A 12,389-nucleotide genomic window follows, 5' to 3' on the forward strand; every position below is an offset into this window, starting at 1 on the left:
GTCGACGAGGTGTCGTGCTCGACGGGATCCCTCCGCGGGGCCTTCCTCGGGGCGCGATGACCGGCGGCGGACCGGCGCGAGGCCGCCGTGACGGCCGGACGCGGGCCGGTGGTGCGGCCTAGGCTCGGCGCGTGACCGTCGATACCGCCGCCGCCGACTCCTCCGCCCGCTCCGCCGTGCTCGACGCTCTCGCCACTCCGGCGCTGGTGCTCGACGAGGCGGTGCTCGACCGCGACATCGCCGCCGTCGCCGCGGCTTCCCGCGAGCGGGGCCTGGCGCTCCGCCCCCACGCGAAGACGCACAAGTCGCTCGAGATCGCCCGGCGCCAGCTCGCCGCGGGGGCCGTCGGCCTCACCGTCGCGACCGTCTCGGAGGCCGAGGTCTTCGCCGCGGGAGGGATCCGCGACCTCTTCATCGCCTACCCGCTCTGGGTCGACGCCGAGCGCGCCGGGCGGCTCCGCCACGTCCTCGCGAGCGCCCGTGTGCGGGTCGGCGTCGACTCGGCGGAGTCGGCCGAGCGCCTGGCCGCGGCCCTGCCCGAGCGCGAGGGGCTCGAGGTCGTCGTCGAGATCGACTCCGGCCACCACCGCAGCGGCGTGCTCCCCGCCGAGGCCGGCGCGATCGCCGCGGCCGCCGTCTCGGCCGGGCTCGACGTCGCCGGCGTCTTCACCTTCCCCGGCCACAGCTACGCGGCCGGAAACGGAGCGGCGGCCGCCCGCGACGAGGCGCGCGCGCTCGCCGAGGCGGTCGCGTCGCTCGCGGCGTCCGGAGTCGAGGCCCGCGTGGTCAGCGGTGGCTCGACCCCCTCGGCGGCGTTCGCCGACTCCTCGGTGCTCACGGAGCTGCGCCCCGGGGTCTCGGCCCTCGGCGACGCCCAGCAGTGGGAGATCGGCACGATGGCGCCCGAGGACATCGCCGTCACCGTCCTCGCCACGATCGTGTCCCGCCGCGGCGACCACCTGATCGCCGACGCGGGCAGCAAGGTGCTCTCCTCCGATCGTGGCGCGGCCTCGAGCGGCTTCGGCCGCCTCCCGGAGCACCCGGAGGCGCGCATCCCGGTGCTCTCGGAGCACCATGCGACGATCACCGGTGTCGACCTGCCCGTGGGGACGCGGGTCCGGATCGCGCCGAACCACGTCTGCGTCGCGGTGAACCTGGCCGACGAGTACCGCGTCCTCCTCCGCGACGGCGGCGGCGCCGTCTGGCCCGTCGACGCCCGCGGGCGGAACAGTTAGGCGATCCGCGAGCGCGGGATCCGCAGGCCGAGCAGCGCGCTCGCCGCCAGCAGCACGAAGGCGGAGGCGAAGGCCGCGGTCGGCGATGCGGCGTCGGCGAGAGCGCCTGCGAGCAGCGGCCCGATCACGCCGCCCAGGTCGGACGCGGCCTGGAACACCGACACCGGCTTGCCGCCGCGCTCGCCCGCGGCGTCACCGACCAGCGCACCCGGGGCCGTGCCCATGAAGGCGGCCGCCGCTCCGTAGACGCAGAGCAGCACGACGAGCAGCCACAGCTCCGAGACGAACGGCATCGCCAGCATCGCCACCGCCGCGACGGAGAACCCGCCGATCAGCGCCGGGCGCCGGCCGACCGTGTCGACGAAGCGGCCGGCGGGCGCGAGCGCGATCGTCTGCACCACCGCGGCGATCGCGAACGCGATGCCGGTCCAGGCGGGCTGCCCGCCGAGCCCCTCGACGACGAGCACGGGGACGAGCGTCGCGCGGACTCCCATCGCCGACCAGCCGAGGGCGAAGTTCGCCAGCACCGCGCTCTGGTACCGGCGATCGCGGGCCACCTCGCGCAGAGGCTTCGTCCTCGCCGCGGCGGACGGTGCCGCGTCGCGCTCCGGCCGCTGCAGCAGGATCAGCGCGACGAGCCCCGCGATCGCGAGCGTGCCGGCGTAGAAGAAGAAGGGGGCGGTGAGCGAGATCGCCGTGAGCACGCCGCCCACCGCGGGGCCCGCCATGCCGCCGAGCAGGAAACCGCCCTGGTAGAAGCCGATCGAGCGGCCGCGCCGCTCCGGGCTCGCGGTGCGCAGGAGGAGCGTCATCGCCGCGACGGAGAACATCGCGGAGCCGATGCCGCCGACTCCGCGCAGCAGGAGGAGGTGCGGGTAGTCGGAGGCGAAGCCGACCAGCGCCGAGGAGAGCGCGACGATGCCGATGCCGACGGCGAGCACGACCCGCTCGCCGAACCGGTCGACGAGCGGCCCCACGAACGGATTCGCGACCAGCCGCATCAGCGCGAACGCCGAGACGACCGCGCCGACCGCCGTGTAGTCGACGCCGAAGCTGCGCACGTAGGTCGGCAGCACCGGCACGACGACGCCGAACCCCAGCATCACGAAGAAGGCGACGACCCCCAGCACGAGCACGTCCCGCGGCAGTCGCTCGCTGTCTCGGGAACGCCACGGGAATCGCACCTGTCGACGCTACCCCTTCTCGAGCGCCCGGCCCGCGCCTCGATGTGTCGAGTTCGCGCCGACCGTCCGACACCCTCTCCGCGATGGATACGGTCCCAGGACCCGGCGGATCTGCAGGCGAATGAGGAGACGTCATGAAGAGTTCTCTGTGGTTCGGGTCCGGTCTCGCTGTCGTCGCGCTGGCGCTGACGTCGGTTCTCGGGGCGCAGGTGGCCTCGGCCGCTCCGATTCAGCCGAACAAGAACTGCGAGTACGAGTTTCAAGGGGGGTGCGTGAAGTGGTACACCGGCGTCTCGACCTGCGATCACATCGTCGAGACCAGTGCCCCGGAACATCGCAAGAAGGCCTGCGCGGTCTGGGTCACGACGGGGACGATGCACATCGAGCGATGAACGATGGTGGACCGCACGACCGCCTCATCGGCGGTACTCGTATCCGTGCTGCTCCTCGTGGGCTGCACCGAGCCGGGAGGCGATCAGGAGGCCGCTCCCTGCGTCCCGCTCGAGCGCACGTGGAACGACTACGCGCCGGAACTCGATCCCGTTCTGCGTCCACCGTTTCGCGAAGCCCTCGAGGGCTTCGACGGAAGCTCCTCGAACTCGATCGCGTCCGACGCTGCTCGTCTCGCCACGAGCAATCTGCTCTCCGCGATCTCCGGGGATCGACGAGCGAGCGAGTACTTCTGGAACGCCATGGACCTGATCGGCCGTGAGTGCGCCGAGGCGGGAGTCCCGCTGTCGTTCGACCACCACAGCGAGCAGCTGACGACGGGGAGCAGCGCCGACCTTGGGCGCCCGCCCTGGGCTCTCGATCCGCCGCCTCAGCCGGAGAGCGGCACGATCGAGCCGACGATCCCGGAGTAGCTCACGTAGTAGAGGACGCCGTCGCGGTGGAGGACGCCGCGGCCGGGGTAGCTCTCGTCCGGTCCGTCGGGCCCGTCGAGGAAGCCCGGAGCCGCGGTGTCGTCGGCGGTGAACCCATCCGCGAGGAGCGCGGCGCTCCGATCCGGCCACTCCGCGTCCGGGACCGCCAGCTGCCCGACCACGACCGACACGTCGCCCTGGCCGCTCCACCGGCAGAGCACCCCGTCCTCGGCGATCTCCTGCACGACGGGGTAGTCGACGTCGTAGACCGTCGCCTCGGGCGAGAGGGCGAGGCCGTCCTCGGCGAGCGACGCCTCCTCCTCGGCCGTGAGCAGGTCCTCGCAGGGGAGCAGGGCGGTGGCCGGGGTCGCGGTGGGCAGCGGAGTCGCGCTGCCGGCGCTCGCGGTCGGCACGGCACTGCTCGGCGTCGGAGCGCTCGAGATCAGCGGTGGAGCTGTCGTCGAGGCCGTCCCCCCGTCGGCGCTTCCCGTGCAGCCGCTCAGCGCGAGCAGCCCCGCCGCGCAGGCGAGCAGCGCACCGGCGCCCCTCGCGGTCGTCGTCCGGATCATCGCGAGCCCCCTCGTCCGCGGCAGCCGCATCGCCGCCCCCTCGATCCTCTCCTCCGCCCTCGCCGGCTGTCCACCGCCCCCGGCCGGCGCAGAGGCGACTACCGCTTCGGCCCCGCGCCGATCGCCCAGACCCGCGGCGGCACGGTGCCGTTGACCGCGTGGTCGCCGACGATCCGCGCCTTGAACACCCACGGATTGTGGCTCGCGGCCGTGCGCGCGTTGCGCCAGTGCCGGTCGAGGTTCTTGCGGGTGCTCACCCCGGAGGCGCCCAGCGCGTCGAAGAGGTCGGAGGTCGCCCGGGTGGCCAGCTGCGTCAGGACGATCTGGGCCTGCGCCGTCTCGAGCTCGGCGAGGTCGTTCTGCCGCTCGTCCTCGAGCGGGTCGCCGTCGAGGGCCGCGTCGTGCGCCCGCTGCAGCGCGACCGCCGCGCGCTCCACGATCGCCGCTCCCGCATAGGCGGCGGCCGAGACCTGTCCCACCACCTGCAGAATCTGCGGATCCGCCGCGAACGACTCGGCGTTCCCGTGCGAGAAGATCCGGGTCCGCGCCCGCACCTCGGCCGCGATCTCGCGCTCGGCCCCCGCGATCGAGCCCGCCAGCACGGCCAGCAGCACCGCCTGGTAGAACGCGGTCTGGTAGCGGAACCGGGTCTCGAAGTCGATCACGTCCTCGGCCGCGACCACCGCCTCCGTGAAGGTGCTCGTCCCCGAGCCGGTGGTGCGCTGGCCGAAGCCGTCCCAGTCGTCGGCGTGCTCGACGCCCGCCTGGCGCGCGTCGACGATCGCGATCACCTTCTGCCCGGTGTCGGTGCGCTGGGCGAAGGTGTCGATCCAGTCGGCGAAGACGCTGCCGGTGGAGTAGTACTTCGTGCCGGTCACCGTGAACCGCGTCGGGTCGCCCTCGACCGGAGCGACCTTCGTCTGCACGTCGCCGATCGCGACCGTGCCGACCTCGGTCCAGGCGTTGCCGCCGAGCTCGCCGTCGGCGAAGCGCCGGAGCCAGCGCTCGCGGGTCCCGTCGGTCGCGAGCAGCCGGTCCTCGACCAGGGCGAAGTGGCCGCGGAGCGCCTGGGGCAGGTTGGAGTCGGCGGCGGCCAGCTCCGTCAGCAGGCGGAACAGCTGGGGGAGGCTCGCGCCGGCCCCGCCGGACTCCAGCGGCACGCGCACCGCGCCGAACCCGGCCTCCGCCAGCGCTCGGATCTGCGCGACCGGCAGCTGGCGCGCGCTCTCGCGCGCCGCCGCCCCCGCCGCGATCTCGGCGAACAGCGGCCGGAACCGCCCCGCCAGCTGCTCGTAGTCCACCTCGGGCACGGCCCGCACGTCGGTCGCGGTCATCGTCGGCTCCTGTTCCGCTGCGCCCACCTCGGGCCGCTCGTGCTCGACGGTAGGGGAGGAGCCCGGTCCGCGGTCCGCCCGTGACGCCCGGTGTCCCTCCGTGACCTCCGGTGTCCCTCCGTGACGCCCGGATCGGGGAATGCCTCGCCCCCGGGGCTGTTGGCCCAGGGGATGTCCTCCACCACTCCCGTCCCCCCGTCCGACCCCCGCAGCGCCCTCGTCGTCGGTGCGACCGGCATCGGCGGCTCCGCCCTCGTCGACCTGCTCACCGAGCAGGGCTGGCCGGTGACCGCCCTCTCGCGCCGCCCGATCGACGCGCGCCCCGGCGTCACTCCGCTCGCCGCCGACCTGCGCTCCGCCGAGGACCTGGCCCGCGTGCTCGCCGACCAGCGCCCCACGCACGTCTTCTTCACCGCCTGGTCGCGCCAGGCGACGGAGGAGGAGAACATCGCGGTCAACGGCGGCATGGTCCGCGACCTCCTCGCCGCGCTCGCGCACGCTCCCGTCGAGCACGTCGCGCTGGTGACCGGCCTCAAGCACTACCTGGGCCCGTTCGAGGCGTACGGGCAGGGCGCGATGCCCGACACCCCGTTCCACGAGGAGGAGGAGCGCCTCGACGCCCCGAACTTCTACTACGCGCAGGAGGACGAGCTCTTCGCCGCGGCCGGGCGCGCCGGGTTCACCTGGTCGGTGCACCGTTCGCACACGGTCATCGGGCACGCCGTCGGCAACGCGATGAACATGGGGCTGACCCTCGCGGTCGCGGCGTCGATCCACCGTGCCGAGGGCACCCCGTTCGTGTTCCCCGGCTCGCTCACGCAGTGGAACGGACTCACCGACATGACCGACGCGACGATCCTCGCCGAGCAGATGCTCTGGGCGTCGACGTCGGAGGCGGGCCGTGACCAGGCCTTCAACGTGGTCAACGGCGACGTCTTCCGCTGGCGCTGGATGTGGACCCGGATCGCGGAGCACTTCGGCGTCGAGCCGGTCGGCCCGGGGGAGGAGCCGCAGCCGCTCGAGCAGCAGATGGCCGGTGCCGAGCCCGTCTGGCGGCGCCTCGTCGACGAGCACGGGCTGATCGAGCCCGACCTCTCCCGCGTCGCCTCCTGGTGGCACACCGACGCCGACCTCGGCCGGAACCTCGAGGTCGTCACCGACATCGGCAAGTCCCGCCTCGCCGGCTTCACGGCGTTCCACCGGACGGTCGACTCGTTCACGGCGCTCTTCGACCGCTACCGCGCGGAGCGCCTGATCCCCTAGCGGTTCGCTGCGGCGCCCCTCGCGATGAGCACGTCCGGCGAGAGCTGGTGGCGCACGAAGCGGAGCGTGAAGCTGCGGCGGTCTCCTCCGGAGACCCGCTCGGCGAGGACGCGGATGCCGAGGACGGCGACGACGCGCCACTGCTCGGTCTCGTGGGCGACGACGGCGCAGAAGAGGTCGCCCGGGCGCACCTCGTCGACGGTGGTGGTGAGGCTGTTCGTTCCGTGGGTCATCTGGCCGCTCCTGGTTCCGGCGGACCTCGCGGACGGCGCTTCGGGTGCGCCGCGCAGCCGTCCGCCGGTCGCTCGAGAGGGGGGCCCGAGCGGCCGGCGGCCGGTCATGCGTGCGACAGCAGGGACGAGCCCGCCGGAACGACCCCGTGCCGCAGGAGCAGTGTAGGACTGCGACCCTGACCGTGGCGCGGAATGTCAACCACTTGCGAGCGCGCTCCCGGGGTTCTCAGGCCCGGAGACGACGGAACCCGCCTCCCGGGCGGGAAGGCGGGTCGTGTCGGTGTGCGGCGGCGGAGCCTGATCGGGAGCGGCTCCGGCGCGGAGGGTCAGGCGGCGGGCTCGGCGCGGCGCAGCGGAACGGCGGCGTTGCTCGTCGGCTCGGGCACGATGCGGAGGCCGGCGCCGCTGTTGGCGCGCTCCATGAGGGCCTCGACCCACTCCGGGTTGATCGTGGGCTGACGGCTGCCCTTGAACTCGAACTGGATCGGGATGGTCGGGTGCATCCATACGCCGCGGCGGCCGGTGCCGGCCTGGGGGCTCGCGTCGAGGGTGAGCAGGAAGCGCTCGTCGCGGCGGAACTTGTTGATGATGACGATCTGGAGGTGGGCGAGGGCGCGGTCCTCGACCTCGATGGCGGCGGGGGGAGTGCCGTACAGGATGTTGCCCATGGTGTGCTCCGATCTGACGTGCGAGTGGCTGACGTCCGTCACTCTATATCGCTAGAAAGACTTCCTACTAGTTGAGCTAGCTACTTACGTCGCGGACTGCGTTTTCTGTCCATCGCCGCCGGTCGCCTCGATTCTCCGACGGACCCGGGGCGCGGCAGAAGTCCCTCGGAGTGAACTCTCGGGGACGCACGGCCACGGCCGCGTGGACGCGCGTCAGGCGCGGCGCTGCTCCAGCACGCCGTCGGCGTACTCGCCGATCGGCTCGCCCGCGAGCTCCTGGGCGGCGTCGACCGTCTCGGAGTCGGCCGGGCGCTCGACGATGTCGCGCATCGTCTGCAGGAAGCGGATGACGGTCCCGGCCTCGGAGGGGTTGAGCGTCTCGGCCGCCTCGAGCATGCGGCGGTGCATCTCGTCGAGCGTCTCGCGCACCTCGCGGTGGGAGGTGGGGGTGGCGACGATGCGGATGGCCCGGCGGTCGCTCGGGTGCGGCTCCCTGACCACGTGCCCGCTCTTGACCAGCCGGTCGATCAGCACGGTCGTGGAGGCGGAGGAGATGCCGAGGTAGGAGGCCAGGTCCTTCGGGCTGACGTGCACGCCCTTCTGCTGGCGGCGCATGAGGAACTGCACGGCCAGCAGGTCGTTCTCGCCCATGCCCATGGATCCGCGGGTCCGTCGGCGCATCGCGGCCTCCGCCGTGCGGAAGGCGCGCATCGCGGCGAGGACCTCCACCGCTCCGGGCTCGGTCGCCTCACCCGAGAACCAGAAGGCCCCGGGTCGCTTCAGCGTGACCTCATCCATGCCGAACAGTCTAGACAGTCTCGTAGCAAGAACATCTAGACAAGCCAACCTCCCCCGAGGTGCTTGCCTGGAAGGGCGGCGACCACTACGAAGGGACTACTAGTTAGACGAGCTAGTGACTCATTCGCGAAGGGAGCTGCCCGTGCTGGACGAACTCGACCGCCTGCAGCCGCTCCTGGCCGACGTCGTGGATCCGCTGGTCGGCTCCACCCTGGCCGGTCGCTACCTCGTGCTCGAGCGGGTGGGGGAGGGCGGCAGCGCCGTCGTCTACCGCGCCCGCGACCTCCGCCTCGCCCGCCAGGTCGCGGTCAAGGTCCACCGCGACGTCCCGGACACCCCCAACGAGCGGGCGCGTCGCGAGCGCGAGATCCGCTTCCTGATCGACTCGCGTCACGCCTCCGTGGTGGACGTCCTCGACCAGGGCGAGATCCCCGGCGAGGAGGGCGACCTCGCGTTCCTCGTCCTCGAGTACTTCGACCGCAGCGACCCGGCGGCCGACTGGTTCGGCTCCGGCGATGAGCGGCTCGTCGCGGAGGTCGGCGCTCAGGTGGCCGATGCTCTCGCGCACCTGCACGCGCAGGGCGTCCTCCACCGCGACGTGAAGCCCGAGAACGTCCTCGTCCGCTCGCGCGCCACCGCATCCGGCTTCTCCGCGCACGAGGCCAAGCTCAGCGACTTCGGGATCGCCCGCTCGGTCGACGACGCCCGGCTCACCCGCTCCGACGTGCTGGTGGGCACCGCCGCGTACCTCAGCCCCGAGAGCCTCGGCTCCGGCCCGGTCGGACCGGCGTCCGACGTCTACTCGCTCGGGCTGGTCCTGCTCGAGGCCGTCTCGGGCCGCAGGGCCTACACCGGCACGACGCTCGAGATCTCGATCCAGCGCCTCCACCACGCGCCCGTCGTCCCGGAGTCGGTCCCGGCGGAGTGGCGCGAGCTGCTGACCGCGATGACCGCTCTCGATCCGGCCGACCGCCCCTCCGCCGAGGAGGTGGCACGCCGGCTCTGGGCGCGCCTGGCCGGCGGCCCCGCCGCAGCCCCCTCCCGCAGCGGAGTCACGGGCACGGTCGCCCTCGTCGCCACGGGCCTGGTCGGCGCGGTGACGGCCCTCTCGCTCACCGGCTGGCTGGGCTGAGCGCCCCGAGCGGTCCTCGTCCGCTCAGGTTCCTCGCGAGCGTGCTCCCGTAGGCTCCGGGCGACCCTCGACCGACCCCGAGCCGCGTCGCCGCGGACCGAACGGAGCCGATCCCATGAGCCCGCGCCGCCTCTTCCGCCTGCTGTCGATCGTCGAGGCGGTGACCTGGACTCTCCTGATCGTCGGGATGCTGCTGAAGTACGCGGCCGGTGCCGGCGACTGGCCGGTGAGCGTCGCCGGGCCGATCCACGGGTTCGCGTTCCTCGCCTACGGAGCCGCGGGCCTGGTGCTCGCGGTGAACCAGCGGTGGTCGGCGGGCGCGACGGCGCTCGCCGTCGTCAGCGCGGTCGTGCCCTACGCGACGGTGCCGCTGGAGCGCGGCTTCGAGCGCCGCGGCCTGCTGGAGGGCCCGTGGCGGACGCACGCGACGGACGACCCGCGCGACCGGCGCGTGACGAGCCGGCTCCTCCGCTGGGCGCTCGCGCGGCCCGTGCTCGCCGGGGCGCTGGTCCTGGCTCTGGTCGCCGTCGTCTTCGCGGCGCTGCTGGTGGTCGGCCCGCCCGGGGGCGGCGAGGCCTGATCCCGAGCGCGGCGCGCCTCAGACGGGGCGCGTCTCCGCGTCGATGAGGATCTCGGCGGCGCGACGCGCGTGCAGGGCGGCCTCCGGGGTTCCGGCGATGGCCGCGGTGGTCTGGGCGCCCTCGGCGAGGATCGCGAGCTGCGCGGCGAGCTCGGCGCCGCCACCCGCCTCCTCGGCGAGGGTCGCGAGGAAGCGCTGGAACGTCTCCTTGTGGTCGCGCGCCATCTCGGCGACCATCGGGTTCGACGAGCCGAGCTCCCCGAAGGCGTTGATGAAGCCGCAGCCGCGGAACGAGTCCTCGGAGAACCAGTCGAAGAGGAAGTCGTAGATCGCGAGCAGCTTGCCGCGAGGTCCGTCCGCCGCGGCGACCCGGGTGGTCACGCCGAGGGTCCACTGCTCGTGCCGGCCGTGCAGGACGGCGACCACCACCGACTCCTTGCTCGGGAACTCCGAGTAGAGGCGCTTCAGCGAGACGCCCGCGGCCGTGCGGAGCTCGTCCATCCCGACGGACTGGATGCCGCGCTCGTAGTAGAGCCGGTCGGCGGCCGCGAGGATCGCCTCGCGGGGAGGGCGCTCGTCGAGGATCGGGGACATCCCTCCATGGTAGGCGGTACCAGAACGGGCGTTCTCGGTCGGCGGCCGCGCTCTCCGCAGGGGATCCGGGGGTCGGACGCTGCTGCTAGCGTCGCGCTCGGGTGCGCGGGCGCCCGGGAACGGGAGGCGGACGCATGGTCGTCGCGATGCAGGCCGAGGGATTCGACGGGCCGGAGGCGCTGCGCGCCGTCGAGGTCGATCCGGGGGAGCCGGCGCCCGGCAGGGTGCGGATCGCGGTGCGCGCCGCGGGCGTGAACCCGGCCGACGCGAAGCTCCTGCGCGGGATGTTCGGGCGCGGGCGGGTGCCGGTCCGGCCGGGCAGCGAGATCTCCGGAGTCGTGACCACGGTCGGCGAGGGGGCCGAGGGGCCGCTCGGCGCGATCCGCGTGGGCGACGAGGTCGTGGCGTTCCGGGTCTCCGGCGGCTACTCCGCCGAGCTGGTCGCGCCCGCGAGCGCGGTCCTGCCCAAGCCCGCCGGGCTCGGCTGGGCGGCGGCCGCGGGCCTGCTGCTGGCCGGGACGACCGCCGAGCACCTCGTCGAGGCCACCCGCGTCTCCTCCGGGGTCACCGTCCTGGTGCACGGGGCGAGCGGAGCCGTCGGCTCGCTCGCTGTGCAGCTCGCGGTCGCCCGCGGAGCACGGGTGCTGGGCACCACGAGCGAGCGCGGCGAGGAGGTCGTCCGCCGCTTCGGCGCGGAGCCGGTCCGCTACGGCGCCGGGCTGGAGGAGCGCGTGCGCGCCCTGGCCCCCGGCGGCGTCGACGTCGCGCTGGACACGGCGGGCACCGACGAGGCGCTGGACGCCTCGGTGGCTCTGGTCGCCGACCGCTCGCGCATCGCCACTGTGGCCGGCTTCGAGCACGCCGCCCGCCTCGGCGGGATCCTGATGCTCGGCGGCGGACCGGGAGCCGATCCCGGCACCGCGCTCCGCGACGCCGCCCGGCCGGGCCTGCTCGACCGCGCCGGTCGCGGGGAGCTCGAGGTCGTGCTCGGGCCCTCCTTCCCGCTGACCGAGGCGGCCGCCGCGCTCGCCCTCGTCGAGTCGGGCCGCGCGCGCGGCAAGACGGTCCTGCTCCCCTGAACGAGACGTCCTCCCTCGACCTGCCGGCCCTCGGGCCCTTCGACTCCGCCGGCGCCGCGAGCCTCCTCCGCAACCACGCCCTCCCCGGAGTGGAGCGGGTCTCGGCCGACGGCCGGCGCCTGGAGCGCCTGCTCACCCTCGACGGGGCGCCGCGGCCGATCGTGCTCGAGGTGACGGAGACCGGGCTGCGGGTGGAGGCGGAGCCGGACGTGCTGACGCCGGCGGCCGCGGTCGTCCGTGCCTGGTTCGACCTCGACTCCGACGTCGTGGCGATCGGCGCCGAGCTCTCGCGGGACCCGCTGCTCGCCCGCTCCATCGCGGCCCGACCGGGGCTGCGCGCGACGCAGTACCCGGAGGCGTTCGAGGCGGCGGTGATGGCGGTCCTCGGCCAGCAGGTGTCCGTCGCCGCGGCCCGGACCTTCGGCGGACGGACCGCCGCGGCCTTCGGCGCCCCGGGGGAGCGCGGTCTGCTGGCGTTCCCGGCACCCGCCGCCCTGCTCGCGCCGGAGTTCGAGGCGCTGCGCTCGGCGATCGGGATCACCAACGCCCGGGCGCGGACGGTCCGGGCCGTCGCCGAGGCCTTCGCCGCCGGACCCGTGCTCGACCGCGCGGGCGACCTGCCGGAGCAGCGGCGCGCGCTCCTCGCGATCCCGGGCATCGGGCCGTGGACGGCCGACTACCTCGCGCTCCGGTTCCTCGGCGATCCGGACGCCTTCCCCGCCGGCGACCTGGTGCTGCGGAAGGCGCTCGGCCGGGTGAGCACGGCGGAGGCGGAGGCGGCGTCGCAGGCGTGGCGGCCGCACCGGGCGCACGCGGCGTTCCACCTGTGGGCGAGCACCGGAGCGGTCTGAGCGGGT

At 74.1% G+C, this 12,389-nt stretch carries 15 protein-coding genes; 8 read left to right on the forward strand and 7 right to left on the reverse strand.

Going from position 1 to position 12,389, the window contains the following annotated elements; all coding sequences use genetic code 11:
- The first annotated feature begins 131 nt into the window (after positions 1–131).
- A complete protein-coding gene (locus C5C30_RS05355; RefSeq protein WP_258065805.1) occupies positions 132–1,235 on the forward strand; it encodes an alanine racemase in 1,104 nt (367 codons plus the stop codon).
- Here C5C30_RS05355 and C5C30_RS05360 read toward each other — a convergent pair.
- Positions 1,232–2,419 (reverse strand): MFS transporter, encoded by a 1,188-nt coding sequence (locus C5C30_RS05360; RefSeq protein WP_258065806.1) that lies wholly within the window; start codon positions 2,417–2,419, stop codon positions 1,232–1,234. The genes C5C30_RS05355 and C5C30_RS05360 overlap by 4 nt on opposite strands.
- 134 nt (positions 2,420–2,553) lie before the next feature.
- Between C5C30_RS05360 and C5C30_RS05365 the strand changes: the two genes are divergently transcribed.
- Positions 2,554–2,811, forward strand: coding sequence for a hypothetical protein (locus C5C30_RS05365; RefSeq protein ID WP_104333320.1), 258 nt, complete (start codon positions 2,554–2,556; stop codon positions 2,809–2,811).
- Between the two features lie 3 nt (positions 2,812–2,814).
- A complete protein-coding gene (locus C5C30_RS05370) occupies positions 2,815–3,282 on the forward strand; it encodes a hypothetical protein (protein ID WP_104333321.1) in 468 nt (155 codons plus the stop codon).
- Here the strand turns inward: C5C30_RS05370 and C5C30_RS05375 are convergent.
- A complete protein-coding gene (locus C5C30_RS05375; RefSeq protein ID WP_146081485.1) occupies positions 3,240–3,851 on the reverse strand; it encodes a hypothetical protein in 612 nt (203 codons plus the stop codon). The genes C5C30_RS05370 and C5C30_RS05375 overlap by 43 nt on opposite strands.
- Positions 3,852–3,949: 98 nt before the next feature.
- Positions 3,950–5,185, reverse strand: coding sequence for an acyl-CoA dehydrogenase family protein (locus tag C5C30_RS05385; RefSeq protein WP_104333324.1), 1,236 nt, complete (start codon positions 5,183–5,185; stop codon positions 3,950–3,952).
- Positions 5,186–5,356: 171 nt separating this feature from the next.
- On the opposite strand from C5C30_RS05385, the gene C5C30_RS05390 reads away from it, so the two are divergent.
- The gene (locus tag C5C30_RS05390; protein WP_104333325.1) at positions 5,357–6,448 is read left to right on the forward strand and encodes an SDR family oxidoreductase; all 1,092 of its coding nucleotides are present in this window, start codon (positions 5,357–5,359) and stop codon (positions 6,446–6,448) included.
- On the opposite strand, the gene C5C30_RS05395 is transcribed toward C5C30_RS05390, so the two are convergent.
- The 3 genes from C5C30_RS05395 to C5C30_RS05405 form a co-directional block, all read right to left on the reverse strand.
- On the reverse strand, positions 6,445–6,681 hold the full coding sequence (locus tag C5C30_RS05395; protein WP_104225949.1) for a hypothetical protein: 237 nt from the start codon (positions 6,679–6,681) through the stop codon (positions 6,445–6,447). The two genes, C5C30_RS05390 and C5C30_RS05395, sit on opposite strands and share 4 nt — an antisense overlap.
- Positions 6,682–7,007: 326 nt before the next feature.
- On the reverse strand, positions 7,008–7,349 hold the full coding sequence (locus C5C30_RS05400) for an ATP-dependent DNA ligase (RefSeq protein ID WP_104224199.1): 342 nt from the start codon (positions 7,347–7,349) through the stop codon (positions 7,008–7,010).
- Between the two features lie 213 nt (positions 7,350–7,562).
- Positions 7,563–8,147, reverse strand: coding sequence for a MarR family winged helix-turn-helix transcriptional regulator (locus C5C30_RS05405; protein ID WP_104224167.1), 585 nt, complete (start codon positions 8,145–8,147; stop codon positions 7,563–7,565).
- Between the two features lie 142 nt (positions 8,148–8,289).
- On the opposite strand from C5C30_RS05405, the gene C5C30_RS05410 reads away from it, so the two are divergent.
- Together C5C30_RS05410 and C5C30_RS05415 are read left to right on the forward strand one after the other, a co-directional pair.
- On the forward strand, positions 8,290–9,279 hold the full coding sequence (locus tag C5C30_RS05410) for a serine/threonine-protein kinase (protein ID WP_181127363.1): 990 nt from the start codon (positions 8,290–8,292) through the stop codon (positions 9,277–9,279).
- A 115-nt stretch (positions 9,280–9,394) separates the two neighbouring features.
- The gene (locus C5C30_RS05415; protein WP_104333327.1) at positions 9,395–9,859 is read left to right on the forward strand and encodes a DUF3817 domain-containing protein; all 465 of its coding nucleotides are present in this window, start codon (positions 9,395–9,397) and stop codon (positions 9,857–9,859) included.
- An 18-nt stretch (positions 9,860–9,877) separates the two neighbouring features.
- Here the strand turns inward: C5C30_RS05415 and C5C30_RS05420 are convergent, their stop codons facing one another.
- Positions 9,878–10,453: a TetR/AcrR family transcriptional regulator gene (locus C5C30_RS05420; RefSeq protein ID WP_104224170.1), complete on the reverse strand. Its 576-nt coding sequence runs from the start codon at positions 10,451–10,453 to the stop codon at positions 9,878–9,880.
- A 134-nt stretch (positions 10,454–10,587) separates the two neighbouring features.
- On the opposite strand from C5C30_RS05420, the gene C5C30_RS05425 reads away from it, so the two are divergent.
- Both C5C30_RS05425 and C5C30_RS05430 read left to right on the forward strand, forming a co-directional pair.
- On the forward strand, positions 10,588–11,532 hold the full coding sequence (locus C5C30_RS05425) for an NADP-dependent oxidoreductase (RefSeq protein ID WP_258065807.1): 945 nt from the start codon (positions 10,588–10,590) through the stop codon (positions 11,530–11,532).
- A gap of 20 nt (positions 11,533–11,552) precedes the next feature.
- Positions 11,553–12,383 carry a DNA-3-methyladenine glycosylase gene (locus C5C30_RS05430; protein WP_258065813.1) on the forward strand — a complete coding sequence of 277 codons (831 nt, stop codon included), beginning with the start codon at positions 11,553–11,555 and terminating at the stop codon, positions 12,381–12,383.
- Positions 12,384–12,389 lie beyond the last annotated feature (6 nt).

It is taken from the genome of Rathayibacter sp. AY2B5 (assembly GCF_002931645.1).
Taxonomy (GTDB): Bacteria; Actinomycetota; Actinomycetes; order Actinomycetales; family Microbacteriaceae; genus Rathayibacter.

Excerpts from the sequence above, each read along its gene's own strand:
- C5C30_RS05385 (WP_104333324.1), bottom strand. The coding sequence starts at position 5,185 with ATGACCGCGACCGACGTGCGGGCCGTGCCCGAGGTGGACTACGAGCAG.
- C5C30_RS05405 (WP_104224167.1), bottom strand. The coding sequence starts at position 8,147 with ATGGATGAGGTCACGCTGAAGCGACCCGGGGCCTTCTGGTTCTCGGGT.
- C5C30_RS05415 (WP_104333327.1), top strand. The coding sequence starts at position 9,395 with ATGAGCCCGCGCCGCCTCTTCCGCCTGCTGTCGATCGTCGAGGCGGTG.
- C5C30_RS05370 (WP_104333321.1), top strand. The coding sequence starts at position 2,815 with ATGGTGGACCGCACGACCGCCTCATCGGCGGTACTCGTATCCGTGCTG.
- C5C30_RS05390 (WP_104333325.1), top strand. The coding sequence starts at position 5,357 with ATGTCCTCCACCACTCCCGTCCCCCCGTCCGACCCCCGCAGCGCCCTC.
- C5C30_RS05365 (WP_104333320.1), top strand. The coding sequence starts at position 2,554 with ATGAAGAGTTCTCTGTGGTTCGGGTCCGGTCTCGCTGTCGTCGCGCTG.
- C5C30_RS05395 (WP_104225949.1), bottom strand. The coding sequence starts at position 6,681 with ATGACCCACGGAACGAACAGCCTCACCACCACCGTCGACGAGGTGCGC.
- C5C30_RS05400 (WP_104224199.1), bottom strand. The coding sequence starts at position 7,349 with ATGGGCAACATCCTGTACGGCACTCCCCCCGCCGCCATCGAGGTCGAG.
- C5C30_RS05420 (WP_104224170.1), bottom strand. The coding sequence starts at position 10,453 with ATGTCCCCGATCCTCGACGAGCGCCCTCCCCGCGAGGCGATCCTCGCG.
- C5C30_RS05425 (WP_258065807.1), top strand. The coding sequence starts at position 10,588 with ATGGTCGTCGCGATGCAGGCCGAGGGATTCGACGGGCCGGAGGCGCTG.
- C5C30_RS05375 (WP_146081485.1), bottom strand. The coding sequence starts at position 3,851 with ATGATCCGGACGACGACCGCGAGGGGCGCCGGTGCGCTGCTCGCCTGC.